24 protein-coding genes and 1 riboswitch are annotated in these 24,210 nt (G+C 63.2%); of the genes, 5 read left to right on the plus strand and 19 right to left on the minus strand.

From position 1 onward, the window contains the following. Nucleotides 1-129 precede the first annotated feature (129 nt). The 7 genes from U5G49_RS11805 to U5G49_RS11835 form a co-directional block, all read right to left on the minus strand. The gene (locus U5G49_RS11805) at nt 130-1,065 is read right to left on the minus strand and encodes a lipid A biosynthesis lauroyl acyltransferase (RefSeq protein ID WP_018242380.1); all 936 of its coding nucleotides are present in this window, start codon (nt 1,063-1,065) and stop codon (nt 130-132) included. 4 nt (nt 1,066-1,069) lie between these two features. Continuing rightward, nucleotides 1,070-2,098: a zinc-binding dehydrogenase gene (locus U5G49_RS11810; protein ID WP_018242381.1), complete on the minus strand. Its 1,029-nt coding sequence runs from the start codon at nt 2,096-2,098 to the stop codon at nt 1,070-1,072. Between the two features lie 56 nt (nt 2,099-2,154). Next, nucleotides 2,155-3,441, minus strand: coding sequence for a beta-ketoacyl-ACP synthase (locus U5G49_RS11815; RefSeq protein ID WP_018242382.1), 1,287 nt, complete (start codon nt 3,439-3,441; stop codon nt 2,155-2,157). Nucleotides 3,442-3,453: 12 nt separating this feature from the next. Beyond that, nucleotides 3,454-4,659, minus strand: coding sequence for a beta-ketoacyl-ACP synthase (locus tag U5G49_RS11820; protein WP_193446540.1), 1,206 nt, complete (start codon nt 4,657-4,659; stop codon nt 3,454-3,456). Further along, the gene (locus U5G49_RS11825) at nt 4,656-5,138 is read right to left on the minus strand and encodes a 3-hydroxyacyl-ACP dehydratase FabZ family protein (RefSeq protein WP_018447301.1); all 483 of its coding nucleotides are present in this window, start codon (nt 5,136-5,138) and stop codon (nt 4,656-4,658) included. The genes U5G49_RS11820 and U5G49_RS11825 overlap by 4 nt, the downstream gene beginning before the upstream one ends. Before the next feature lie 117 nt (nt 5,139-5,255). Continuing rightward, entirely contained in the window at nt 5,256-5,534 is a 279-nt protein-coding gene (locus U5G49_RS11830; RefSeq protein ID WP_003540486.1) for an acyl carrier protein, read from the minus strand. 52 nt (nt 5,535-5,586) lie between these two features. Continuing rightward, complete coding sequence (locus U5G49_RS11835; protein WP_130716548.1) at nt 5,587-5,820, minus strand: hypothetical protein; 234 nt, start codon at nt 5,818-5,820, stop codon at nt 5,587-5,589. Between the two features lie 155 nt (nt 5,821-5,975). Between U5G49_RS11835 and U5G49_RS11840 the strand changes: the two genes are divergently transcribed. Next, nucleotides 5,976-6,698 carry a Crp/Fnr family transcriptional regulator gene (locus U5G49_RS11840; protein ID WP_018242384.1) on the plus strand — a complete coding sequence of 241 codons (723 nt, stop codon included), beginning with the start codon at nt 5,976-5,978 and terminating at the stop codon, nt 6,696-6,698. A gap of 98 nt (nt 6,699-6,796) precedes the next feature. Here U5G49_RS11840 and U5G49_RS11845 read toward each other — a convergent pair whose 3' ends face one another. From U5G49_RS11845 to U5G49_RS11880, 8 genes are all read right to left on the minus strand, one after another. Beyond that, on the minus strand, nt 6,797-7,228 hold the full coding sequence (locus U5G49_RS11845; RefSeq protein ID WP_028733092.1) for a L,D-transpeptidase: 432 nt from the start codon (nt 7,226-7,228) through the stop codon (nt 6,797-6,799). 145 nt (nt 7,229-7,373) lie between these two features. Continuing rightward, nucleotides 7,374-7,574: an ECs_2282 family putative zinc-binding protein gene (locus tag U5G49_RS11850; protein WP_018074603.1), complete on the minus strand. Its 201-nt coding sequence runs from the start codon at nt 7,572-7,574 to the stop codon at nt 7,374-7,376. An 87-nt stretch (nt 7,575-7,661) separates the two neighbouring features. Beyond that, nucleotides 7,662-8,642: an adenosylcobinamide-phosphate synthase CbiB gene (gene cbiB, locus U5G49_RS11855; protein WP_130716549.1), complete on the minus strand. Its 981-nt coding sequence runs from the start codon at nt 8,640-8,642 to the stop codon at nt 7,662-7,664. After that, nucleotides 8,639-9,703 (minus strand): threonine-phosphate decarboxylase CobD, encoded by a 1,065-nt coding sequence (cobD, locus tag U5G49_RS11860; protein WP_028733093.1) that lies wholly within the window; start codon nt 9,701-9,703, stop codon nt 8,639-8,641. Before cobD ends, cbiB begins: the two co-directional genes overlap by 4 nt. Next, nucleotides 9,700-11,007, minus strand: coding sequence for a cobyrinate a,c-diamide synthase (locus U5G49_RS11865; protein ID WP_018447294.1), 1,308 nt, complete (start codon nt 11,005-11,007; stop codon nt 9,700-9,702). Before U5G49_RS11865 ends, cobD begins: the two co-directional genes overlap by 4 nt. Beyond that, entirely contained in the window at nt 11,004-11,843 is an 840-nt protein-coding gene (gene cobA, locus U5G49_RS11870; RefSeq protein WP_018242389.1) for a uroporphyrinogen-III C-methyltransferase, read from the minus strand. The genes U5G49_RS11865 and cobA overlap by 4 nt, the downstream gene beginning before the upstream one ends. Nucleotides 11,844-12,032: 189 nt before the next feature. Continuing rightward, entirely contained in the window at nt 12,033-12,986 is a 954-nt protein-coding gene (locus tag U5G49_RS11875; RefSeq protein ID WP_130652570.1) for a nucleoside hydrolase, read from the minus strand. Nucleotides 12,987-13,056: 70 nt separating this feature from the next. Beyond that, nucleotides 13,057-13,476: a cobalamin biosynthesis protein gene (locus U5G49_RS11880; RefSeq protein WP_193446541.1), complete on the minus strand. Its 420-nt coding sequence runs from the start codon at nt 13,474-13,476 to the stop codon at nt 13,057-13,059. A 101-nt stretch (nt 13,477-13,577) separates the two neighbouring features. Between U5G49_RS11880 and U5G49_RS11885 the strand changes: the two genes are divergently transcribed. The 3 genes from U5G49_RS11885 to U5G49_RS11895 are packed head-to-tail and all read left to right on the plus strand — an operon-like array spanning nt 13,578 to nt 15,629. After that, the gene (locus U5G49_RS11885; protein ID WP_193446542.1) at nt 13,578-14,363 is read left to right on the plus strand and encodes a TSUP family transporter; all 786 of its coding nucleotides are present in this window, start codon (nt 13,578-13,580) and stop codon (nt 14,361-14,363) included. 58 nt (nt 14,364-14,421) lie between these two features. Next, nucleotides 14,422-14,835 carry a nuclear transport factor 2 family protein gene (locus U5G49_RS11890; RefSeq protein WP_193446543.1) on the plus strand — a complete coding sequence of 138 codons (414 nt, stop codon included), beginning with the start codon at nt 14,422-14,424 and terminating at the stop codon, nt 14,833-14,835. Beyond that, a complete protein-coding gene (locus U5G49_RS11895) occupies nt 14,835-15,629 on the plus strand; it encodes a helix-turn-helix domain-containing protein (RefSeq protein WP_193446544.1) in 795 nt (264 codons plus the stop codon). The genes U5G49_RS11890 and U5G49_RS11895 overlap by 1 nt, the downstream gene beginning before the upstream one ends. Nucleotides 15,630-15,634: 5 nt before the next feature. On the opposite strand, the gene cobO is transcribed toward U5G49_RS11895, so the two are convergent. The 4 genes from cobO to cobU are packed head-to-tail and all read right to left on the minus strand — an operon-like array spanning nt 15,635 to nt 21,665. Then, nucleotides 15,635-16,285 carry a cob(I)yrinic acid a,c-diamide adenosyltransferase gene (gene cobO, locus U5G49_RS11900; protein WP_018242395.1) on the minus strand — a complete coding sequence of 217 codons (651 nt, stop codon included), beginning with the start codon at nt 16,283-16,285 and terminating at the stop codon, nt 15,635-15,637. Beyond that, nucleotides 16,282-20,082 carry a cobaltochelatase subunit CobN gene (cobN, locus tag U5G49_RS11905; RefSeq protein WP_193446545.1) on the minus strand — a complete coding sequence of 1,267 codons (3,801 nt, stop codon included), beginning with the start codon at nt 20,080-20,082 and terminating at the stop codon, nt 16,282-16,284. The genes cobO and cobN overlap by 4 nt, the downstream gene beginning before the upstream one ends. A 4-nt stretch (nt 20,083-20,086) precedes the next feature. After that, nucleotides 20,087-21,136, minus strand: coding sequence for a cobalamin biosynthesis protein CobW (gene cobW / locus U5G49_RS11910; protein ID WP_130652576.1), 1,050 nt, complete (start codon nt 21,134-21,136; stop codon nt 20,087-20,089). A gap of 4 nt (nt 21,137-21,140) precedes the next feature. Then, nucleotides 21,141-21,665 carry a bifunctional adenosylcobinamide kinase/adenosylcobinamide-phosphate guanylyltransferase gene (gene cobU, locus U5G49_RS11915; protein WP_193446633.1) on the minus strand — a complete coding sequence of 175 codons (525 nt, stop codon included), beginning with the start codon at nt 21,663-21,665 and terminating at the stop codon, nt 21,141-21,143. 93 nt (nt 21,666-21,758) lie between these two features. Continuing rightward, nucleotides 21,759-22,155: riboswitch (cobalamin riboswitch) on the minus strand. Nucleotides 22,156-22,413: 258 nt separating this feature from the next. On the opposite strand from cobU, the gene U5G49_RS11920 reads away from it, so the two are divergent. After that, nucleotides 22,414-24,204, plus strand: coding sequence for a chloride channel protein (locus tag U5G49_RS11920; protein WP_193446546.1), 1,791 nt, complete (start codon nt 22,414-22,416; stop codon nt 24,202-24,204). The last annotated feature ends 6 nt before the right edge of the window (nt 24,205-24,210 follow it).

Consider the following 24,210-nt stretch of genomic DNA (forward strand, 5'->3'; position numbering starts at 1 on the left):
AGTTTCAATCCGAGAGCACCTGCCGCTTTTCACCGCTGATAAATGAGGGTGGACGTTTTTGGAGCATGATGCCGAAAGTGTGAGCGGTTTTCACGCGACATCGTGCTCTAATTATTTAATCATCCTGCTCTAAGGCGCGAGCGTCTGCTTGATTTGCCAGCGGTCGTGATACCAGAGCCACTGTTCCGGATATTCCCGCACCCAGCTTTCCACCTTGTCGTTGAGCAGCTGGGCGGCCGCCGGCAGGTCGAGATTGCCATTGGCGTCGCGCGGCATGTCCAGCCGTGGCTCGATTTCCAGCCGGTAGCGATTTCCCGGCAGACGGATGCAACGCGCCGGATAGACTTCGCAGTTGAACTGGCGCACCAGCTTTGGCAGCAGCGGATTGGTCTTCACGTCGCGGCCAAAGAAGGTGCCCTTCAGCCCCTTGCGGAATTTCTGATCGACCAGCACGCCGACGCCCTGACCTGCTTCCAGCTGACGGGCGAGCGCGAAGGAGGAGCCGGCATGCGAGGGCACCAGCTTGCCCATGCGCGCGCTCCGGAAGTCGAACACTTTCTTGGCGACATAAGGATTATTCGGCGGCCGAAAGAGCACGGTTACCGTGAGCCCGAAGGCGGCACCCGCCACCGGCAGCAGCTCAAAATTGGCGGTATGGCCGGTAAAGACGATGAAGGGGCGCGGATTGTCGCGCAGGTCGAGGAAGATAGGGATGCCCGACACCTCCACCCTGCCCGGCTCCGACTTTTCGGGATCATAGTCGAACAGCTGGTCGAGGAAGACGTATTCCGCAGCAAGCCGGCCCATATTGCCCCAACTGGCGAGCGCGATCTCCTCGATCTCGGCCTCGCTCTTCTCAGGAAAGGCGTTGCGCAGATTGGTCAGCATCAGTCTGTGGCGGCTGGTCAGCCGGCCGAGGCGGCGCATCATCCTGTCGGCGAAGCGGATCGCGCCATCGGCCGGAAACAGCTTCAGGAAATTCAGAAAGCCGAACATCATCTGCGCCACCAGCCATTGCTGGAAATTCCTGAGCGCCAGAACGATCCGGGTGATGAACAGCTTCACGCGGTCAATCCATCTTCAGGATGATCTTGCCGAAGATCTGGCGCGATTCCATCCGCTCCAGTGCCCGATCGATATCGCCGAAACTGACCTCGGTATCGATGACCGGATGGACGAGCCCGCGGCCCATCTTCTGCATCGCATCCGCCATGTTCTCCATGCGGCAGCCGAACGAGCCGAAGAGCTTCAGCTGCTGCTGGAACAGCATCATCAGGTTCATCTCTGTGGAAACACCCGAGGTCGAGCCGCAGGTGACGAGCCGCCCGCCCCGCTTCATGCAGAGCATCGAGCCTGCCCAGGTGTCCTTGCCGACATGTTCGAAGACGACGTCAACGCCCTTCTTCTTGGTGAGTTTGCGCACCACGCCCTCGAAACGGTCGGTGCGGTAGTTGATGACGTGATCGGCGCCGAGCGCCTTGGCCTTCTCGATCTTGTCGTCCGAGCCGACCGTGGTGATGACGGTGCAGCCGATCTTCTTGGCAAGCTGGATTGCCGCCGTGCCGATGCCGGAGCCGCCGGCATGGACGAGGATCGTCTCGCCCGGCTCAAGCTTGGCATTGTCGAACAGCATGTGCTCGACCGTGCCGAAAGTGACCGGAGCAAGCGCCGCGCCGATCGCGTCGACGCCGGGAGGAGCCGGCACCAGCAGGCGCGCCGGCAGGTTGACCTTCTCCTGCGCAAAGCCGTCGAGATGGAAGCCGTGCACGCCCGAGACATGTTCGCAGAGATTATCGCGGCCTTCGCGGCAGGGGCGGCAGAGGCCGCAGGTGCGCGCGCCGTAGATGGAGACGAGCTGGCCCGGCAGCACGTTGGCGACGCCCGGGCCGATCGATTCCACCACGCCGGAGGCTTCCGCACCGATGACCAGCGGCATCTTGCGCTTGGCGAATGCCATGCCGCGCCAGCCCCAGACGTCGATATGGTTGAGCGCCACCGCCTTGACGCGCAGCGTCACCTCGCCAGCGGCTGGAGCATCCGGTTCCGGCAGATCGGTGATCTCAAGCTTGCGGTCGTCGATCAGTTGCAAAGCGCGCATGGCAAAATCCCTCGCCTGAAGGCGTCATCTCGTCTCGAAAATTTGTCGGGAACCGCTTAAGCCGGTTCGAGCGCCATGACAAGGCTGGCATTCTGCCCGCCGAAGCCGAAGGAGTTGGAAAGCACGGCTGAAACCTGTGCTTCCCGCTTCTTGTTCGGCACGACATCGAGAACGATCGACGGATCGGGGTTGTTGTAGTTGATGGTCGGCGGCAGCGTTCCGGTCAACATCGTCTGCAGCGAGAACACCGCCTCGACGGCGCCCGCCGCCGTCAGCGTATGGCCGATCATTGACTTGTTCGACGAAACCGGAATCCCGACCAGCCGCTCGCCGAACACAGCCGACATCGCGCCATACTCCATCTTGTCATTCTCCGGCGTCGAGGTGCCGTGCGCATTGATGTAGCCGATGCCGCTCTCGTCGATGCCGGCATCGGCAAGGGCTGCACGGATCGTCGCGATTGCCGGGCCGCCATCGGGCGACGACCGGGTGCGGTGGAAGCTGTCGGCCTTGTCGCCGGCGCCTTTCATGATGCCGAGCACCTTGGCGCCGCGGGCGACAGCTGATTCCAGCGATTCCAGCACCAGGGTCGCCGCACCCTCGGCGATGACGAAGCCGTCACGATCCTTGCTGAATGGCTTGGAAGCCTTGGTCGGCGGATCGTTCTGCGTCGAAAGGGCTGACAGCAACGAGAATCGGATCAGTGCTTCGGCACTCAGCGATCCGTCGGTCGCGACCGTCAGCGCGCGATCCGTGCGGCCTTGGCGGATTGCCTCGATGCCAAGCTGGATCGCCGTGACGCCGGAGGCACAGGCTGTCGACAGCGTCACGGGAAGGCCGCGGGTGCCGAACCGGTCGGCAAGGCGCTCGGAAATCGCGCCGAACAGAGCCGCCTCATGGAAGGCTGGGTCCGGACGCTGGCGCAGCGCCGTCAGGAAACGCTCATAGGCATCACCCGGATGGTCGGAGGCCGGCGAACGGTCGGCAAGCTCGAAGCGCGCGCTCCATTCCGGCTCGATCGGCGGGGCGGCGAGGAATAGCGGACCGTTGAAATCACCGGAAAGGCCGGCATCGGCCAGCGCCTCGATCGTCGTCTCGCGCGCAAAGGCATAGGAGCGCTCGACGGCGTTCGGCACCGGAATGCCGATGAAATCGACGGTGCCGGCGATCCGCGTCGACAGGCCCTCGGTCGGGAAGCGGTTGATCTCGTGGATGCCCGACGTGCCTGACGAAAGCGCTGCCCAGTTGTCGCTGAGGCCCTGGCCGAGCGAGGTGATGATGCCCATGCCGGTAACCGCCACGATCGGACGGCCGAGGTGATCTCTATAAGCGGAAGCTGTCATATCTCTCACTCCTCACGCATCTGCGGAAAGAACGGCAACGCCCTCGCCGCGCTGGTGTCCGACCGTGGTCACGACGGCGGCGGTGGCCCCTGCCCGCATCGGCGCCTCATGGGCGGCATCGAAGGGCGGAACCTTGGCCTTGCCGTCGACGGCAAGGGCGGCGAGCGCAAGACCCAGCGTAAACTGCGTCTCAATCGTATGGCCGGTGACGCCGCCGAAGCCGCGGATCGCAAAGTCCGGCAATTGATGTTCGAGCACCGCCCGCTCACGGGCGGCAAGATCGTGCATGCCGGTCGATCCGGAAAAGATCGCCGTGCTTTCGGCCGCAAGCCCGGCAGCCGGTGCCAAAAGCCGCTCCAGCCGGACTTCGAGATTGCCGGAATTGCGGTTGCCACGGTCACCCTCGACCGCGTCGATGACCGCATAGATATGGGCGCCGCGGGCTTCGGCGTGTTTGCGCGATTCGAGCACCAGGAAGGCGCCTGCCGAACCGGTGATCATGCCGCCGCCGTCGCTCGGCGTGCGCGACCAGAGCGGCACCCAGTCGCCGCGCGCATGGGCGCCGATCGCTTCGGTGAGCAGGATCATATCCGGCCGTTCGGCCGCGAAGGCGCCTCCAACAAGCGCATGCGAGGATTCGCCTGATTTGATGCGGTAGAAGGCGGTCTCGACGGCGGATATGCCGGCCGCTTCCTCGCCCATGAAGGTGCGCGACGAGCCGGTGACCTTGTGCACGATCGAGATATTCCCGGCGAGCAGATTGGAAAGCTGGGCGAGGAACAGCGTCGGCCTGAGCTCCGTCGTCAGCTTCTCGTTGAGCAGCAGCTCGCGGTCATTGCGCTTCAGCGCTTCGTCGACGATTAGTGTGTCGACATTGATGTCGCGCTCGCCGCCGCCGGCCGCCACGATCATGTCCATCGTGCCGCAGGCTTCGATATCATCCTTGAAACCGGCATCATCGAGCGCAAGGCCGGCGGCGAAGACGCCGATGCGCTGCCAGTTCTCCATCTGGCGCTGATCACCGCGCTTGGCGATCTGCTGCGACCAGTCGATCTCGGGCAGTGGATGCACCGGATAGGGCTTGAACTTCTCGGTCTCGACGATCGCCTTCGGCGTGCTGGCGGCCGAAAGCAGCGCGATATGCGCATCCTTGCCGACGCCCTGACAGGTGACGATGCCGATGCCCGAGATGACGACGTCGTTTGCAGCCTTGCTCATCCAATCACTCCCTGCGCCGCGATCGCTTCGAGAAGCCCGATCTCGCCGGCACGTTTCTTCACGATATCGCCGAGCGGCACCTCGGAAAACGGCATGGTGCGGAGTTTCAGCTGCGCATCGCAGACCTTCTTGCCGCCGCTGGTGATTTTAGCCTTGGTGACCGCGAACCCCGAACCGTCATGCTCGAGCACCGCCTCGATGTCGAGCACGGCTTCCGGTTCGACGAAGGTGCGCATCTTGGCGCCGTCGACTGTCATCAGGAAGGGCATGGCGGCAAAATTGGTGACGGCAAGCACCAGCATGCCGGAGGCCTGCGCCATGGTCTCGATCAGGAGCACGCCGGGAACGAGCGGCATGCCGGGAAAATGACCCTCGAAGACGGGGCTCTGCGCCGGCACGACGGATCGCGCCCTAAGCGTGCCCTTCTTCAGGTCCACCGCTTCGACGCGGTCAATCATCTGGAAATATTCCAGCAGCATTCGGATCCTCCGGCCCGACAGGCCAGATCCGCCCGCCGGTGACGCCTACTTAGGAACAAAATCGCCCGGCCGCCATATTCAGGGCGGCAGGGCGTTCAAAAAAGACTGTTATATCGCTCAGGCCTTGGCTGCTTTGAGCTCGTCGATCTTGGCGCAGAGGTTCTTCAGCACGAAGTATTCTTCGGTGGAAACCTTGCCTTCATTGACTTCCTGCGTCCACTTTTCGAGCGGGATCTTGATGCCGAATTCCTTGTCGATCGCGAAGACGATGTCGAGGAAATCGAGGCTGTCGATACCAAGGTCGTCGATCGTATGGCTCTCCGGCGTGATCGTCGCGCGGTCGATCTCACTGGTTTCTGCAATAATGTCGGCAACTTTATCGAATGTAGCGGTCACGCGCTGTACCTCATGAAATGACGATTTAAACCCCCTCATAGGCAAATCCATTTCAAAAGCCAATGCTTTCGTCCCGGCGTTGGGGCAATTTGCCGGCTGGGTGTTGCCTAAACAGCAATGGAATGCCGGCCTTTGCCGTCACCCAAGGCGCGAGGCGATGCCGCTGCAGAAAACCCGTCTCACCAGCGAGGGCGAAGAAGCCGCACGAATCAAACCCACGGACGGCCTCGTCTCGACGCCGCACTTCCATTAACAACCAGGGCACGCAAACTTTGATCTGGATCAAATCGCGATCCCGGCGAAATTGATAATCATCAAGCCGCGCTGGAAGAAATCGGGATAGCCGAACCCGCAATCGCGGCGTAATCGTCTACGGTATGCCCGGTATGCCCGGCATGCGCATCTACGCCCGGCACATGCGGATTTCGAAGGGATCAGGATATGGACGTCGCACATAGTGGGGTTCTCGAGGTTGGTATCCCCGTCGCCTGCCGTTCCTGCCAGGCGCGGCACGGCGTCGTCTGCGGCGTACTGTCGAGCGGTCAGTTGAAGGACCTCGGCCGCCACTCGCTGCGCCGCAAGGTCGATGCCGGCTGCGAGATCATCGCACAAGGGTCGGAAAGCTCTTTCTATTCGAACATCATGAGCGGGGTGGTGAAGCTCTGCAAGGTGATGCCGGACGGGCGCCAGCAGATCGTCGGCCTGCAATTCGCTCCCGATTTCGTCGGCAGGCCCTTCGTGCGCGAAAGCACGCTGTCGGCCGAGGCTGCGACCGATGCCGAAATCTGCGTCTTCCCGCGCAGCCTGCTCGACCGCATGATATCGGAGACGCCGGAACTGCAGCGCAGCCTGCACGATCAGGCGCTGAAGGAGCTGGATGCCGCGCGTGAATGGATGCTGACGCTCGGCCGGCGCACCGCCGAGGAGAAGGTCGCAAGCCTGCTCCACCTCATCGCCACCCATGCCGAACCGCAAACGGCCACAAGCACCGCCTTCGACCTGCCGCTATCCCGCGCCGAGATCGCCGATTTCCTCGGTCTGACGATCGAAACCGTCAGCCGCCAGATGACGAGGTTGCGCAAGAGCGGCGTCATTCGCATCGAGAACTTCCGGCATATCATCGTCCCCGACATGGATGAGCTGGAGCGGATGATCAGCGCGTAAACTGGGGTCAACTGCCGATTTCGGGGACGGCGCTGATCTGGGATTAGCGCGTAAAACGGGATCCGATACCGAACCCGGATTCACGCGCTGATTCGGGATTAGCGTGTGATCACGACCCGGGTATTGGCAAGGCCGGCCTGCCGCGCCAGCGAGAAGAACTGGGCGGCATTGTCGGGATGCAGGCGAACGCAGCCATGCGAGGCCGGCCGACCCAGGCGTTTCAGGTCAAAGGTGGCGTGAACAGCGTAGCCGCCGTTGAAGAAGACGGCAAAGGGCATCGGCGCGTTGTCGTATTTTCTGGAGCGGTGATCGCGCGACAGCCACTTGGCGCTCCACGAACCGGTCGGCGTGACATAGCCGTTGCGCGCGGTCGAAACCTTCCAGCGATACTTGACGAAGCCGTTCTCGGAAACGGTCATCATCTGCTTACCGATGCTGATATTGGCGACGAGCGTTGCTGCCTGAGCGGCAATGGGAGAAAACTGCAGCAATAAACTTGCGGCCGCAGCCGCCAAAATCGTCTTCATCATAGCCCTCTTCGAACTCGCGCAGCTTAATTGCGCCCTCACGAAAGAGAGACTACGGCAATACTTGTTATATTGCTTTAATCCGAATGGTAATCACAATTTTAACGAGCCAAAGCGGGAGCTAGCGCTGGAAGATAGTGGCACCTGTTCACTGGAGCTTGCGTGCCGCCGAAGGCTTCTTGAGCCCTTGGTAGGCCTTGTTCATCTTCTCGCGGATCGAGGCCATCGTGCCGAGATTATGCCCGCAGGCCGCACAGGTGATGATGTCGGTCTCCCGGATCTCGGGCCGCTCGAACTTCATCTTGGTGCTCTTGCACTTCGGGCACGGTAATTCAACCTGAACTGTCATCGCTCTGCTTCCGGTCTGATGAGATATGAGGCGGTCGGAATAAACGTTTGAGCCTGACCTGTCCACTGGGGCACGCACGGCACAACCCTACAGAAAACACAAAAACAGCCCGAACGTAACACCGGCGAGCACCATGCAGCTGGCGTAGAACACCGATACGCCGTCCTCGATGTCGCCTGAGGTCGCCACGTCGCGGCCGGCGTCGTTGATCATCGGTTCACGCACGATGACGCCGCCATAGATGCGCGGCCCGGCGAGCTGGACGTTCAGCGCACCCGCCATGGCCGCCTCCGGCCGACCGGAATTCGGCGAGCGGTGTAAGGCCCCGTCCCGCATGGCCACGCGGATCGCTTCACGGCCGGCGCTTGTTCCCCGCCGGATCCAGGCGCCGGCGGCAATCAGCAGGATGGAGAGGCGCGCGGCCGGCCAGTTGGCGACATCGTCGAGCCGGGCGGCCGCCCAGCCGAAGTCGATGTATTTTTCCGACTTATGGCCGATCATCGAATCCGCGGTGTTCAGCATCTTGTAGGCGAAGAGCCCCGGCAGCCCGAAGACGGCATACCAGAGCGCCGGCGCCACGACGCCGTCGGAGAAATTTTCGGCAAGGCTTTCGATCGCCGCGCGGCAGACGGCCGGCTCGTCCAGCGTCTCGGGATCGCGTCCGACGATGCGGGAAACGGCGGCTCGCCCGCCGGCAAGCCCTTCGTGGCGTAAGGCGACAGCGACGGCCGCGACGTGATCGGCAAGGCTTTTTTGCGCCAGGAAGATCGCCACCAGCCCGGTCTCCAGCAAGATGCCGACAGGGCCGAACAGCGCGAAGAACCGGTTGAACACGAAGCCTGCGGCCACCGCCAAAAGAAGCAGCGCCAGGATGGCGGCAATACCGTTCATTCGGCGTTGCGAGCCCGTGAGGCTTGCCGGGTTGAGCTGCCGCTCGGCATAGGAGATCGCCGCGCCGAACATGACAACGGGATGCGGCATCCGCGACCACAGCCATTGCGGATCGCCGGCGATCCGGTCGAGCAGCAGCGCCAGAAGCAGTACGAGAAGGTTTTCGTCGATCGTCATCGCTCAAATCTCTGAAGGGCTTCGCCAAGCCGCCTGTCTGCCGCCGGATCGGGCGGCAGCCCGAAACGCAGCCACTCCGGCGCATAGTCGAACTTGCGGACGAGAATATGATGGCGGCAGAGATGTGTGTAAATGTCGTCGGCTCTCGCATCGGCGACAAGGGTGAAGAGCGCCGTGCCTCCTGAAAGCTGCAACCCGGCGCCCGTCAGCACCCCATGCAGGCCGGCGCAGCGTTCATTGATGCGGCCGCGAATCGGAGAAACGTCCGAGCGCAGCAGCGAAGCTGCAATCGAAAGAGCCGGGCCGGAGACCGCCCAGGGGCCGAGCCAGTCTTCGAAACGCGCGAGAATATCGCTGCGCGCAATCGCAAAACCGAGCCGCAGGCCGGCAAGCCCGAAGAACTTGCCGAAAGAACGAAAGATCACCAGATTGGAAAGCTGCGGCGCGCGGGATGCAAGGCTGAGCGCCGGATCGGTATCGCCAAAGGCTTCGTCGACGACGAGAAGTCCGTCCGCTGCCTTCATCCTGTCGTGCAGGGCAATCAGCGTTTCGGCCGGCCATATCAACCCATCAGGATTGTTCGGATTGACGACGACAGCCAGCCGATGTCCGGCTCCGATCGCGGCAATATCGTCGACCGCATCGACGGCAAAACCGGCCGAGGCGAAGGCGCGCGCATACTCGCCATAGGTCGGCGATACCACGGCAACCCTGTTGTCCGTCACGGCAACCCTGTTATCCGTCACCGCGACACTGTTGTCCGTGCCGCCAACCAGCCTATCCGCCTCGACGAGGCGCGGCAGAAGCTGGATCACCGATTGTGTGCCTGGCACCGGCAGCGGCAAGATCTCGCCGCTGCGGTAATGATCTCGCGCCGCACGCCTTGCCTCATCGAGGAGATGCCGGTCCGGCAGGCGATGCCAGGCCCTTGCCGGAATGTCAGGCAGGGCGACGGGGCACGGATTGATGCCCGTGGAAAGATCGAGCCAATCTTCCGGTCTACCGCCGAAGGTAGCGGCAGCGGCGGTGATGCCGCCGCCGTGGACGATCGGTGCGCTCATCCTGCAGCTCCGGCAAGATCGATCAGATGCATGTAGGAGCCTGCCACCTGGTCGCGCCTGAGACCGGCGGCGCCCAGATCGGTTCCGAGCGCATCCTGCACCTGAAAAAGCCGTTTGCCCTCGCCCTCGGAAACGACGCTGGAATAGTGGAATTCATGGGCCGTCATCATCCGAGCAAAGAAGGCGCCGTCGAGGGGCACAACACGGCGATAGCCGAGATGGCGCTTTCGCTCGGCATAGGTAGTGACGACGGGCAGCAGGCCGAGCATTTCATGGCGATGCCCCTTTGCATCGATCAAGCCCTCGCCAAGCACCATGTAGCCGCCGCATTCGCCATAGATCCGGATGTCGCGCGCTGCCGCATCGAGCATGCCGGCGCGGAAATTCTGCGCCTCTGCCAGCCGCCCGGCATGCAGCTCGGGATAACCACCGGGCAGATAGATCGCATCGGCATCACCAGCCGGCGCCTCGTCGGCAAGCGGCGAGAAGAAGGAAATCGCAGCACCCCGACGGCGCCAGCCGAGCAGCATATGCTCGTAGGAAAAGGCAAAGGCGACATCGCGCGCCACGGCGATGCGGGCACCCAGTGGCGGCAACCGGTCGATATTGGCGGCCGACGGCCGGTTGAGCCCCTGCCTGGCGATGCGCAGCAGGAATTCGAAATTACATTCCTCGGAGACGGCATCCGCCGCATGGTCGATGAAATTGTCGAGGGTTGCGTGTTCGCCGGCCTGGACGAGGCCGAGATGGCGCTCCGGCAGGGAAAGCGCCTTGTCGCTGCCGATGACGGCGATGACAGGCATACGGATAGCTTCGAGCGCCTGCCGCAGCATCGCCTCGTGCCGGTCGCTGCCGACCTTGTTGAGGATGACGCCAGCAACCCGCACATCGGCACGGAAACCGGCAAAACCAGTAACCAGCGCCGCCACCGACTGCGACATGCGCGAGGCATCGACGACCAACACCACGGAAAGCCCAAGCTGGGCCGCCAGATCGGCCGCCGTCCCCCTTCCGTCAGCCGCCCCGTCGAAAAGCCCCATCATCGCCTCGATGACCAGGATGCGGTCGCCGGAACGGTGAAGGGCCGCATTGGCCGAGATCAGCTCCGGGCGCATCGCCCAGGGATCGAAATTCAGACAGAGCGTGCCGCTCGCTGCCGCATGGAAGGCCGGATCGATATAGTCAGGGCCGGCCTTGCCGGGCGCGACCGCAATGCCGCGCCGGCGAAGCGCTCGGAGCAGCCCGAGCGTTACCGTCGTCTTGCCGGCGCCGGAGGAAGGGGCTGCGATCAGGAGGCCGCTCATGCCCGCACCTTGCCGGACCGGCGGAATGGATCGGGTTGCAGGCGCCGCCCCGCCAGCGCACCAAGCCAGTCGAGCGAAGCTCGGAGCCGGACCACCTCACCGACGACGACCACCGCCGGCGGCTCCAGCCCGGAGACAGCGACGGCCTCGGTCGCCTCCCCGAGCGTCGTTTCCAGCACCTGTTGCCGGCCAGTGGCCGCATTGCAGACGAAGGCGACGGGTTCCGACGCCAACCGTCCCGCGGCGATCAGCCGGGCGCTGATCTCGGCGATATGCTTCATCGCCATGTACATAACGATGACGGGCGAGCCCTGGCCTATCGCCTCCCAGTTGATCCTGTCGGGCACGATGCCGGAGGAATCATGGCCGGTGAGGAAGGTCACGGCATGGTTGATGTCGCGATGCGTCACCGGGATGCCGGCATAGGCGAGCCCGCCGATACCGGCGGTGATGCCGGGCACGATGCGGAAGGGGATGTTGTGCTCGACCAGCGTCAGCGCCTCTTCGCCGCCGCGACCGAAGACGAAAGGATCGCCGCCCTTCAGCCGCAGCACTCGCTTGCCGGCGCGCGCAAGCTCCACCAGCCGTAGCGAGATGTCGCGCTGCTTCGCCGAAGGCTTGCCGCCGCGTTTACCGGCATATTCCACAAGCGTTTCCGGCCGCGCCAGCGCCAGGCATTCCTCGTTGACCAAAGCGTCGTGCACGATGACGTCGGCCTCGGAAAGCCCCTTGGCGGCGAGCAGCGTCAAAAGCCCGGGATCGCCGGGACCGGCGCCGACGAGCCAGACGCTGCCCGGCTCAAGCGCCGGAAGATTGGAGAATGCGGCATCGATCATCCTGCTGATCTAGGCCCCGCAAAGGGCAAGGTCAACGCCGCGCCCATCGCCTCACTTGAAGTTGCTGAGATGATCATGAATCACTTTGTGAAGCGTCGGATTCAAATCCTCGGAGAACCCGTACAACGCAATGAATATATTACAATATATCCCGAAGGCCGGCCGCGATGCTGCCGGCCCTCAAGCGTGTCAGGCTGCAAGCAGCGTATTACGGATGAGGTCCAGGACCCTTTCCGACTCGATGCCTGTGCAGACGATCTGGCTCGGCAAGCCATCCCAAGCGCCATCAGGCGGAAAACGCCGCCCATCTGGCCTGACGATCGTCTGGCCATCGGCGATGCCGCCGCAGACGACACGCACTGCACCCGATATTGACGAGAACAGCTCCGGCACCACGACATAGACGCAGGCGCAGCTGTCATGCACCATCATGCCGTCTTCAACCGCGTGCTTGTAGAAATCGATGTAGGACTGCGAGAGTGCGTCGAGCTGCTTGACCGCCTTGTCGCCCATAGCCGCCATATCGCCGAGATAGCTGCGGCTCATCGTGGTGATCGCGGTGACGTCGAGGCCAATGACGGCCACCTTCCAGGGCGCGGTCATGACGATGTCGGCAGCCTCAGGATCACCGTGGATATTGGCCTCGGCGACTGGCGAGACATTTCCCGGCACATAGAAATTGCCGCCCATGATGACGACGTCCTTGGCCAGCGTCGCAATCTCGGGATCTTCCTTCAGCGCCAGCGCCAGATTGGTCATACGGCCAACGGCGACGAGTCGCACTTCGCCCGGGTGGGCGCGCACCGTGTCGATGATAAAACGATGCGCCGGGCGCGGATCGAGCGGCAGGTCGATCGTCTCGGGCACGTCGATATCACCGAGGCCGTTCTCGCCATGCACCATGGCGGGCCATGGCCGCTCCGCGCGCGAGGAATCGATAGTGACGCTGGCGCCTTTGGAAACGGGTGCCGGTATATTCCATTCACGCTTGAGGAAGAGCGCATTGCGCGTCGTCGTCTCGACCGAGGCGTTGCCGAAGACCGTGGTGATGCCGAGAAGGTCGATTTCGGGATGACGATGCAGGAAGAGAAGCGCCATGGCGTCGTCGACGCCAGGGTCGGTGTCATAGATGACCTTGTGCATGAGATATCCTCTAGATGTGAACCGTGAAGCTGCCGGACGGCGCCGCGAATTGGCGCCACCATAACGCCCACTAGGCTTTCTGCAACCCGCTGCGGGCAACTGCCGCCGTCGCATGCGCAGATTTGATCTTGGCGACAGCAAGCTCGGCATCCGGCCCCGCAGCCGCCAGCGCAGCTGCCTCGGCGACCCCATGGCAGCCGACGCGGGCAAAGACGATCGCAGAGGGATTCGCGAGCCGCGGCGTCTCCTGCTCCAGCCGCAGCGCATCGAAGGAGACGCCAGGCACGGAAAAATGCGCAGCAACCGCAAGGATCGCCGGCTCCAGTCTTCGGCTGTCGATCGAGGCGATGGCTGCGAGTTCCGCCGCGCCGATACCGGCTACGTCGAGCGCCTCGATCGCAAGCGCCAGCACCTCGGCAGGCGACGTCCCGCGCTCGCAGCCGAGGCCGAGCACGTGGTGCCTCGCCGTATCGAAAGAGAGATCGCTCATGGAAACCGTCGAATGCGCCCTGCCCGTGTCGTTGCAGCCATTGCAGCTTGGCGCGGCAAATGCAACAAGGCCGTCTGAAGTCCCTCCCCCGGAATACCACCTTGCCCGATATCGCTTTCCATCTGCTTCCGCTGCTCTGCGCGGCGGCCTTTTTTGCCGGTTTCGTCGATTCCATTGCCGGCGGCGGTGGCCTCATCACCGTTCCCGTCATGCTGATCGTAGGTATTCCACCACTCCAGGCCCTCGGCACCAACAAGGTGCAGTCTCTCTTCGGCGCCGCCTCGGCCACGATCGCCTATGCCCGCAGGGGCCATGTGCAGCTTGCCGAACAACTGCCGATGGCGCTGATGGCCATCATGGGCGGCGCGCTCGGCGCGGCACTCGCGACGATCATTCCAGGCCAGGTGCTGCAGGCCATCATGCCGGTACTCCTGGTGGCGATCGCCGTCTTCTTCGCCGTCAAGCCGAACCTCAACGACCTCGACACCCACCGCTGCATGACTCCCTTCGCCTTCGGTCTGACGCTGGTACCTGTCATCGGCTTTTATGACGGCGTCTTCGGCCCCGGCACGGGCTCCTTCTTCATGTTGGCCTTCGTCACGCTCGCCGGCTTCGGCATGCTGAAGGCGACGGCCCACACCAAGCTTCTCAATCTCGGCTCGAATTTCGGCGCGCTAATCGTCTTCGCAAGCTTCGGCGCGATACTCTGGAAGATCGGCCTGTTGATGGGTGTCTGCCAATTCCTCGGCGCGCAACTGGGCTCGCGGCTTGCCATACGCATCGGCGCAAAGCTCATCAAGCCGCTGCTTGTGATCGTCTGCGTCGCCCTTGCGGTAAAGCTGCTCGCCGACCCGGCAAATCCGCTGCGCCTGTGGCTCGGCGTCTAAACCCTCGACCATCTTCCATTACCTCTGGCGTAATTGATAAGGTGCACCGCCTTCCCGCATGATCGGGCTGCCTGGAACTGATGGGCGATCAGAAGGAGATGACCCGATGAACGAAGCAAACACTAACGCAGAGCGCTATCTCGCCATCTGGAATGAGACGGATGCCGCTCGCCGCCGCGCTCTCTTCGCCGAGAGCTGGAGCGAAGCCGCAACCTATATCGACCCACTGATGCGCGGCGAGGGCCATGAGCAGATCAATTCGCTGGTCGAGGCCGTACAAAGCCGCTTCCCCGGCTTCCGCTTCGCCCTGATCGGGGCGGCCGACGGCTACGGCGACAACCTGCGCTTCTCCTGGGGCCTCGGCCCGGAAAATGGCGAAGCGCTGATAAAGGGCACGGATTTCGCTGAACTCCAAGGCGGCAAGCTGAAATCCGTTCGCGGGTTCATAGATTTGCTGCCGGAAGCCGCCTGATGACGCCGACCGCCCGCTCGCTTGGAGACCATTTGCGCGAATGGCGCCAACGTCGCCGCATGAGCCAGCTCGACCTCGCGCTGGAGGCGGAGATCTCGCAGCGCCATCTGAGCTTCATCGAGAGCGGGCGCTCGACACCGAGCCGCGACATGCTGCTGCATCTTGCCGAACGGCTCGACGTGCCCCTTCGCGATCGGAACCCGCTGCTGCTCGCGGCGGGTTTCGCTCCTGTTTTTGCCGAACGCGCGCTCCACGATCCCGCAATGGAACCGGCCCGTCTCGCCATCGACATAGTGCTGAAAGGGCACGAGCCCTTCCCAGCAATCGCCGTCGACCGCCATTGGACACTCATCGCGGCCAATGCGGCCATCGCTCCGCTGCTCTCAGCCGTTGCTGACCAGTCTCTGCTCACGGCACCCGTCAACGTGCTGCGCCTCAGCCTGCATCCACAAGGATTGGCGCCCCATATCAAAAACCTTTCCGAGTGGCGCGTCCACCTTATCGGCAGGCTGCGCCAACAGTTCTCGGCTTCGGGCGATCCAATGTTGGACAAGCTTTTGAAGGAGTTGTTGTCCTATCCAGCGCCTAAAACTGCTGGCGAGGTCCATACCGACTATGCCGGAATCGTCGTTCCCCTTCAGCTTTGGACCAAGGCTGGCTTGCTTTCCCTGATCTCGACAACAACGATCTTCGGCACGCCCGTCGACATCACTTTGTCGGAACTCGCGGTCGAATCTTTCTTTCCGGCGGATGAGGAAACGGCTGCCATCCTGCGCAGCCTCGCGCTCAACTGACCGTCTCAGAACTCCACGCCCGGCTGGCCCTTGATGCCGGAGCGGAAGGGGTGCTTGACGAGTTCCATCTCGGTCACCAGATCGGCGATCTCGATCAATTCCTCCTTGGCGTTCCGGCCGGTCAGCACGACATGCGTCATGGCGGGCTTCTCGCTCGTCAGGAAGGCGACGACGTCGTTGATGTCGAGATAATCGTAGCGCAGCGCGATGTTGATCTCGTCGAGCAGCACCATGGAGTTGCTTTCGTCGCGGATCAGTTCCTTGGCCTTTTCCCAGGCGGCCGCGGCTGCGGCGACGTCGCGGGCGCGGTCCTGCGTTTCCCAGGTGAAACCCTCGCCCATCGTGTGGAACTGGCAGAGATCGGAGAAATGCTTCTCGATCAGGTCGCGTTCGCCGGTCCACATCGCGCCCTTGATGAACTGCACGACGGCCGACGGCTTGCCGTGGGCGATATGGCGGAAGATCATCCCGAAGGCGGCTGATGACTTACCCTTGCCTTTGCCGGTATGGACGATGATCAGGCCCTTGCCGTCGGTCTTGGTCGCCATGATTTTGTCGCGCGCGGCCTTCTTCTTCGCCATCTTCTCGGCGTGGCGGGCGTCGTCCTTGCCGCTCCCGGCTTCTCCGATCTCGCTGTTCGTGGTCTCGTCGCTCATTGGTTCACCTCATTCTGTTGTCTGGCGGCCAGGTCGAACCGGGCCGAATTGCTGCGCGGCGTCCAGAGACTGTGGTCGATTGCTTCAAGCAGCCGCTCCTTCATCTCGTTATATGCAGCCGGATTCTTCTCGATCATGAAATCGCGCACGCCGGCATCGGCGACGAAGGCCTGATAAACGGCCTCGAAATGATGCGCGCCGACCGCACCCGTCGTCGCCGAAAAAGCGAAGAGATAGTCGACGGTGGCGGCAATCTCTGCCGCTCCCTTGTAGCCATGGCGCATGACGCCTGCGATCCATTTCGGATTGACGACGCGCCCGCGCACGACGCGGCCGATCTCCTCTTCCAGCGAGCGGATCACCGGCTTTTCCGGCCTGGAATGGTCGTTATGATAGATCGAAGGACGCGCACCAGTGAGCTGCTCGGCGGCGGCGGCCATGCCGCCCTCGAACTGGTAATAGTCATCGCTGTCGAGCAGGTCGTGCTCGCGATTGTCCTGGTTCTGGATCACAGCCTGCACCGAGCGCAGCCGCTCCTCGAACAAGCCGCGTTCGGCCCTGCCCTCCTCGCCGGCGCCATAGGCATAGCTGCCCCAGACGAGATAGGCCTCGGCGAGATCGGCGCGCCGCTCCCAGCCCTTTTCATCGATCAGCGCCTGCAGGCCGGCGCCATAGGCGCCGGGCTTCGAGCCGAAGACGCGGTAACCCGCCCGGCGCTTTGCCGAGACTTCGTCCAGACCGGCGGCGCCAAGCCTTGCCGCCTCGCCGCGCATGCGTGTTGCGATCGGATTGTCGGCCTCGTCCTCTTCAAGCGCGCCGATGGCACGGATTGCCTTGTCGAACAGCGCGATCTGCTCGGGAAAGGCATCGCGGAAGAAGCCGGAAATCCGGAGCGTCACGTCAACGCGCGGCCGCCCGAGCATCGCCGGCGGAATGATCTCGTAGCCGGTGACACGGCGCGAACTCATGTCCCACAGCGGCTTGACGCCGATCAGCGCCAGCGCCTGGGCGATATCGTCGCCGCCGGTGCGCATGTTTGACGTACCCCAGGCCGTCAACCCGAAGGAGACAGGCCACTCGCCATGATCCTGCACATAGCGGCGCACCAGCAGTTCCGCCGATTTTTTGCCGAGCTCGTAGGCGGCCGGCGTCGGCACGGCGCGGCTGTCGACCGAATAGAAATTGCGGCCGGTGGGCAGCACATCGGGCCGCCCGCGTGTTGGTGCACCGGAGGGTCCGGGTGCGACGAAGCGACCGTCGAGGCCAGCGAGCAGACCTGCGATCTCAGCGGGGCCGCAGGCGAGGATAGAGGGTTTGAGGCGGGTTTCGATCTCCAAGAGTACAGCCTGCGTAGCCTTCCAGTCCGCTGGGCACTCCATTTCGCCGGAAACGAACTTCGCTGCCAGCAGTTCGATGCGCTCGACGGCGTCGCCGTTGGTTCGCCATGGGGCATCGAGAACATCTGCGAGGATATCAGGACGCGGACCGGCCCAAACGTCAGCCATGTCGGTGTCGAGAGGGTCGAAGGAGGAGGCACCCCGCACGCCGCCGCCCAATCCCGCATCCGCCGCGATCGCCCGCTGCAAACTCGCATCACCGCCCTCGCCAAGCCCGCGCGGCACCCGCGCCAGCGCCACGGTCAGGTCAGTCAAGAGCCGTCCTTCAGGCGAGACCCCGAACACATGCAGTCCATCGCGGATCTGCATCTCCTTGAGGTCGCAGAGATAGGCGTCGAGCTTCTTCAGCGCCTCGCCCTCGCTTTCGCCGCTCGCGATACCGGCATCACGGTCGAGGCCGATATCGGCAACGAGCTCGAGGATCTGGCGGCTGAGCAGACGAATGCGGCGGGGATCACCGCCCGACGCCTCGTAATATTCGTCGACCAGCGCCTCCAGATCCTTCAGCGGCCCGTAGCTTTCTGCCCGCGTCAACGGCGGCGTCAGATGATCGATAATGACGGCCGCACTTCGGCGCTTGGCTTGCGTGCCCTCGCCCGGATCGTTGACGATGAAGGGATAGAGATGTGGCAACGGCCCGAGGATCGCCTCGGGATAGCAGCTTTCTGACAGCGCTAGCGCCTTGCCCGGCAGCCATTCAAGATTGCCGTGCTTGCCCATATGGATGACGGCATGGGCGCCGAACGCGCGGCGCAGGAAAGCGTAGAAGGCGAGATAACCGTGCGGCGGCACGAGATCCGGCGAATGATAACTCTCTTTCGGGTCGATATTATAGCCGCGTGCTGGCTGGATGCCGACGAGCACCTCGCCGAAGCGCGCAAAAGGCAGGGCGAAGACGCCTTCGCGAAAATACGGATCGTCTTGCGGGTTGCCCCAGCGGGCTCTCACCTCATCCTGAATCTTACTGGGAAGAGATTCCAGGAAGCTGTTGTACAGACTCAGGGAAAGCGTCTCGCGGATGATCTTTCCGTCGGAACCGGAATTGGTCGGTCCTTCCATCAGGTGGCGGATCAGCGCATCGCCGTCGGCCGGAATCTCGGCGACCGGATATCCCGCCACCCGCATAGCCTTCAGCACCTGGACGGTGCCGGCCGGCGTATCCAAGCCGACGCCGTTGCCGATCCGGCCGTCGCGGTTCGGATAGTTCGCCATGACGAGCGCGATGCGCCGGTGGCCGGCGGAAGTCTTCCGCAGCCGCGCCCAATTGGCGGCAAGTTCAGCCGTATAGCGCACCCGGCCGGCATCGGCCTGGCTGGCGACGATATTCGTCTCGACCAGCGCATCGTAGCGCGCCGCCGTCTTGAAGGACACCGCCCGCGCCAGCACCCGGCCATCGACTTCAGGCAGTGCCACGTTCATGCCGAGATCGCGCGCCGACAAGCCCTGCGGAGAAGCCGCCCATGCCTCCTTCGACGAGGCCGACAGGATCGCCTGCAGCACGATCGCATCATTCGCTTCCAGCACCGTCGGCTGCCGGTCCGCACCCGGTGCCGAGACCGCAAAGCCCGTCGTGTTGATGACAACGTCGGGTTTCAGCGCCGAAAATACGCTTTCGAGAATGCCGGTGGAGATGGGATCCTTGAGGCTATAGGCAAAGACCGGCAGCGGCCGGAGGCCGAGTCCGGCCAGCGCCTCGACAAGCGCTTCGATCGGCCCGGTCTCGCCGCTCTGCACCAGGGCGCGGTAGAAGCTGATGGCGACTGTAGGGGATTCAAATCCCTCCTCCGCTACCATCCCCGCACCCGAAGACATATCTAAAACGACCCGCCGCCACTCCTCGACCCCGATCAACCCCCGCCCCGGCCACCAAATACCTGCCTTCATCAAAGGCACAGCCGGTGCCGGCTTCTCTGTGCCCGACAGCATCGCCCCGGCATAATCGAGAAACGCCCGCGCATTAGCATCGCCGCCCTCGATCAGATAGGCCCAGAGCGCGTTGAGATCGTCGAGATCAACATTGGAGAAAGGAACCAGCCCCGCATCTGGCCTGGCATCACCCGGCAAGACCGCAATCAGTGCACCGGCGCGAGCCGCAGCCGCATGCAGCGCTTCCAGCGCATAGTGGAAATAGCTGGCGCCGCCGAGCGCACGCACGATGATCAGCTTCGCATGCCGCGCGGTGCGCTCGACATAGGTATCGACCGACATCGGATGCTTGAGGCTCATCAGACTGGCGAGCCTCAGCGAAGGTGCTGTCCGGCGATCGCGATGGGCGGCTGCGATCGCGGCAAGCTCGCTGTCGGCCGCCGACAGGAACAGGATATCGCCCGGCGTCTGCCCAAGGTCGATTGCCTCCTCGCCGTCGCTGATCGTTCCCTGCTGGGCCAGAAGCAGATGCATCGGTCTATGCCAGCGCTTCGATCGCCGCCCTCACCGCGTCCTGGTCCATTTCGTGCAGGCCAATGACAACGAGGCGTGTGCCGCGCTTTTCTCCGGCTGCCCAGGCGCGGTCGAAATAATGGTCGATGCGGCTGCCGACGGCCTGGAGCTGCAAACGCATCGGCTTGCCTGAAACGTCGACGAAACCCTTGAGACGCAGCACGTCATGGGCTGATATGATGTCCTTTAGCGCTTCGACGAAACCGGCGGGATCGGCAATGGCTCCGAGATCGACGACAAAGCTGTCGAATTCGTCGTGATCGTGCGGCGCGCCATCCTCATGCTCCAGCTCGTGATGCGACTTGCGATTGGCGACATCGTCCTCCGTGCCGATGCCAAGGCCGAGCAAGATGCCGGCTGACACCTCGCCATTTCTCGCCTCGATCATCACGGGCTTGCGCACCGTGCGGGAGGCGACCTCGTCGCGCACCCTGATAAGGCCCGCGGCGTCGATCAAGTCGGTCTTGTTGAGCACGATGAGGTCGGCGCAGGTGAGCTGGTCCTCGAACAGCTCCTCGATCGGGCTTTCGTGATCGAGCGATTCATCCTCGGCACGGCGCGCATCGACGGCATCATGGTCGTCGGCGAAACGGCCGGCGGCAACGGCAGCACTATCGACCACCGTGATGACACCGTCGACGGTCACCTGGGTGCGAATGTCGGGCCAGTTGAAGGCGGCGACCAGCGGCTGCGGCAAAGCAAGGCCCGAGGTTTCGATGACGATATGGTCGGGCCGCTGTTCGCGTTCGAGCAGCTTCGTCATCGTCGGGATGAAGTCGTCCGCGACCGTGCAGCAGATGCAGCCATTGGTGAGCTCGATAATGTCGTCCTCAGTGCAATTCTCCGCACCGCAGCCCTTCAGCACGTCTCCGTCGACGCCGAGATCGCCGAATTCGTTGATAATCAGCGCAATCTTCTTGCCGCCGGCATTGGTCAGCAGGTTGCGGATCATCGTCGTTTTGCCGGCACCGAGGAAGCCGGTAATGACGGTTGCGGGAATCTTCTGCTGGTTCATGGACTTAACCCTTCATTTTCAGCGGCAGGCCTGCCGCGATGAAATAAACTTCGGCGGCCCTCGCCGCGATCGATTGGTGCAGCCGGCCGGCATGATCGCGAAAATCCCGCGCCATGCGATTATCCGGCACGATGCCGAGACCGACCTCGTTGGAAACGAAAACGAGCCGCGCCTTCGCGGCGGGCAGGAAATCGGCAAGTGCGGCAAATTCCGCCGCCATCTCACGCTTCTCCATCATCAGATTGGTGACCCACAGCGTCAGGCAATCGATCAGCACGATGCGCCCTTCGCCATCGATGTCGGCAAGCTTGCCGACAAGATCGAGCGGCTCCTCATGCGTCGTCCAGGACGGACCACGATCGGCCTTGTGTTGCGCGATGCGCGCCTGCATCTCCTCGTCCCAGGCGCGGCCGGTGGCGAGGTAATGGCGATCGAGGCTGGTTGCCGTGACGAGGCCTTCGGCGAACCGGGACTTGCCGGAACGTGCGCCGCCGAGGATGAAGACAGTGTTTGAGGGGGCAGCCGTCATGCCCCTTCGCGCCGCACCAGGCTGCGCTGAATTCAATCGTTCAGCCAAGACAACCTCCGTGCTGGCAACGGGCATAGTGCCCAGGTGTGGGCTTCTCGCCCGGCACGCATGGCAGGTCTCCTGGCTCGCGGTTATCGGCCGCGATCGGGGCAGACCGGAAACCGGTCGCCCTGATCGTGCCAGCGGATCATCCTCGCCTTCCCGGCTGCATCAGTGAAAAGGTGGACGATTCGTAGACTTGAGAGGCGTCCGACCCCGGTTGATCACCATGCATATCCAGTGGCTTTTCCGGCATGCCGCCCGTCCCGCCGGCCCGCGCGATTGCAGGCTCCGAGCCGGAAGGGCTTGATGCCGGATGGAAGACCCTGACCGCTCTACAGTCGCGGGGTCGGCTGTGATGAAGGCGCCCGGCTTGGGTCCGCCCCGTCACATTCCCTTTTCATCCGGAAGGGCGTAACACCGATCCGGAACCATCCGTTATGTCAGGATGGTCGGGCGACCATCCGTTGAGGGATGGTTAGGCAAGCTCAGAGGTGAAGTCAACCGGCCTTGGCGACCGGGCAATGGCCGGCCAGAGGAAGCAACTCCGCCAACACGACTTACTCTACCTAAAATATCGTCATTTATCAGAGACTTACGTCATAAAAATTTATCCCATCCGCCGGCTTTTCGCCGCAATTGCGTCGCAAGCGGACTGCGCGACCATCTCTGCCCTTGACCGGGCCTCTCCCCGCCTAGTTGTCTAGCCATGCTTATGAAATTGGATCGGCGCCGTTTTCGTGCGCTGCGTGTTTTCTTCGATCCGGGACGCCTGCGGGCGCTGACCCGCCGTAGCGAGGTCGGCCTGTCGCTGGCGGGCGCCGTCGTCGGCATCATCTCGGGTCTCGCCGTCACCGGCATGAGTTTCGTCTCCAACGAGCTGCATCAGCTGGTCTTCGGCATCGCCGACAGCGAGCGACTGAGCTCGTCCGAGATCGAGAACAAGATGCTGCTGCTCACTGCCCCCGTCATTGGCGGCGCCCTGCTCGGCCTGTTGCTCCTAGTGCTGGCGAAACGACGCAAGAAGCCGATGGTCGACCCGATCGAGGCCAATGCGCTGCATGGCGGCCGCCTGTCCTTGACCGACAGCATCATCGTTGCCGTGCAGAACCTGATCTCCAACGGTTTCGGCGCCTCCGTCGGCCTGGAGGCCGGCTATACCCAGCTTGCCGCCGGCCTCGCCTCCAAATTCGGCCTGAAGCTGCAGCTTCGCCGCTCGGACCTGCGCACCCTCGTTGGCTGCGGCGCGGCGGGCGCCATCGCCGCCGCCTTCAACGCGCCGCTGACCGGCGCTTTCTATGCTTTTGAGCTGATCATCGGCACCTATACGATCGTGTCGCTGACGCCTGTCGTCGTCTCCGCCCTTGTCTCCACCCTGATCGCAAGGCTGCTTGCCGGCAGCGATTTCACCATCGATATCGGCAGCTTCGGCTCGGTCGTGCCAGCCGATTATATCCCAGCACTGCTGCTCGGTGCTTTCTGCGCCGGTGTCGGCATCCTGATCATGCAGGGCGTCGCCTTTGTCGAAGAGCTGGCGCGCAAGAGCTCGATCGCCCCACCCTTCCGCCCGGCACTCGGCGGCATCATCGTCGGGCTGTTGGCGATGATCTCACCGCAGGTGCTCTCGGCCGGCCACGGCGCGCTGCATCTCAACCTTTCCCGTGAGGTGGCGATCCCGACCCTGATCGGCCTCTTCCTCTTGAAATCCTTCGCCTCGGCGATCTCGATCGGCTCCGGCTTCAGGGGTGGGCTGTTCTTCGCCTCGCTGTTCATGGGCGCCCTGCTCGGCAAGGTCTTCGCCTATTGCGGCCCCTATTTCGCCGATGCGACGCTGACGCCCGTCATCTATGCCGTGGTCGGCATGAGTTCGCTCGCGGTCGCCGTCATCGGCGGTCCACTGACCATGACGTTCCTGGCGCTCGAAATCACCGGCGATTTCCCGATCACGGCGCTGGTGCTTGCCGCCGTCATCACCTCCTCGCTCGTCGTGCGCTCGACCTTCGGCTACTCCTTCGCCACATGGCGATTCCATCTGCGCGGCGAAAGCATCCGCAGCGCCCATGACGTCGGCTGGATCCGCAACCTGACGGTCGACAAGCTGATGCGCGCTGATGTCAAGACGGCAAGGGCGGGCATCTCGCTGGAGGAATTCAAGCAGGCCTTCCCGATCGGCTCGACCCAGCGCGTCATCCTCGTCGAGGAGAGCGAAAAATATGCGGGCCTCGTGCTGGTGCCGGAGATCTACGCCAACCCAACCGACGCCCAGGACGAGGGCAAGACGCTTGCCGATTTCATCCACTACCGCAACGATTTCCTGCAGCCGCAGATGAATGCCAGGCAAGCGGCGGCGATCTTCGACAAGAGCGAAAGCGAAGCACTCGCCGTCGTCAACAACCTGATCGAACGCAAGGTGATCGGCCAGCTCAGCGAAAGCTATACGCTGCGCCGCTACAGCGAAGAACTCGACCGCCGCCGCCGCGAGGTCTCAGGCGAGATCTGAGCGTCG

It is taken from the genome of Rhizobium indigoferae (assembly GCF_034554815.1).
Lineage (GTDB): Bacteria > Pseudomonadota > Alphaproteobacteria > Rhizobiales > Rhizobiaceae > Rhizobium > Rhizobium leguminosarum.

Excerpts from the sequence above, each read along its gene's own strand:
- U5G49_RS11810 (WP_018242381.1), bottom strand. The coding sequence starts at position 2,098 with ATGCGCGCTTTGCAACTGATCGACGACCGCAAGCTTGAGATCACCGAT.
- U5G49_RS11815 (WP_018242382.1), bottom strand. The coding sequence starts at position 3,441 with ATGACAGCTTCCGCTTATAGAGATCACCTCGGCCGTCCGATCGTGGCG.
- U5G49_RS11820 (WP_193446540.1), bottom strand. The coding sequence starts at position 4,659 with ATGAGCAAGGCTGCAAACGACGTCGTCATCTCGGGCATCGGCATCGTC.
- U5G49_RS11825 (WP_018447301.1), bottom strand. The coding sequence starts at position 5,138 with ATGCTGCTGGAATATTTCCAGATGATTGACCGCGTCGAAGCGGTGGAC.
- U5G49_RS11840 (WP_018242384.1), top strand. The coding sequence starts at position 5,976 with ATGGACGTCGCACATAGTGGGGTTCTCGAGGTTGGTATCCCCGTCGCC.
- U5G49_RS11845 (WP_028733092.1), bottom strand. The coding sequence starts at position 7,228 with ATGATGAAGACGATTTTGGCGGCTGCGGCCGCAAGTTTATTGCTGCAG.
- U5G49_RS11850 (WP_018074603.1), bottom strand. The coding sequence starts at position 7,574 with ATGACAGTTCAGGTTGAATTACCGTGCCCGAAGTGCAAGAGCACCAAG.
- cbiB (WP_130716549.1), bottom strand. The coding sequence starts at position 8,642 with ATGACGATCGACGAAAACCTTCTCGTACTGCTTCTGGCGCTGCTGCTC.
- cobD (WP_028733093.1), bottom strand. The coding sequence starts at position 9,703 with ATGAGCGCACCGATCGTCCACGGCGGCGGCATCACCGCCGCTGCCGCT.
- U5G49_RS11865 (WP_018447294.1), bottom strand. The coding sequence starts at position 11,007 with ATGAGCGGCCTCCTGATCGCAGCCCCTTCCTCCGGCGCCGGCAAGACG.
- cobA (WP_018242389.1), bottom strand. The coding sequence starts at position 11,843 with ATGATCGATGCCGCATTCTCCAATCTTCCGGCGCTTGAGCCGGGCAGC.
- U5G49_RS11875 (WP_130652570.1), bottom strand. The coding sequence starts at position 12,986 with ATGCACAAGGTCATCTATGACACCGACCCTGGCGTCGACGACGCCATG.
- U5G49_RS11880 (WP_193446541.1), bottom strand. The coding sequence starts at position 13,476 with ATGAGCGATCTCTCTTTCGATACGGCGAGGCACCACGTGCTCGGCCTC.
- U5G49_RS11890 (WP_193446543.1), top strand. The coding sequence starts at position 14,422 with ATGATCGGGCTGCCTGGAACTGATGGGCGATCAGAAGGAGATGACCCG.
- U5G49_RS11895 (WP_193446544.1), top strand. The coding sequence starts at position 14,835 with ATGACGCCGACCGCCCGCTCGCTTGGAGACCATTTGCGCGAATGGCGC.
- cobO (WP_018242395.1), bottom strand. The coding sequence starts at position 16,285 with ATGAGCGACGAGACCACGAACAGCGAGATCGGAGAAGCCGGGAGCGGC.
- cobN (WP_193446545.1), bottom strand. The coding sequence starts at position 20,082 with ATGCATCTGCTTCTGGCCCAGCAGGGAACGATCAGCGACGGCGAGGAG.
- cobW (WP_130652576.1), bottom strand. The coding sequence starts at position 21,136 with ATGAACCAGCAGAAGATTCCCGCAACCGTCATTACCGGCTTCCTCGGT.
- cobU (WP_193446633.1), bottom strand. The coding sequence starts at position 21,665 with ATGACGGCTGCCCCCTCAAACACTGTCTTCATCCTCGGCGGCGCACGT.
- U5G49_RS11920 (WP_193446546.1), top strand. The coding sequence starts at position 22,414 with ATGCTTATGAAATTGGATCGGCGCCGTTTTCGTGCGCTGCGTGTTTTC.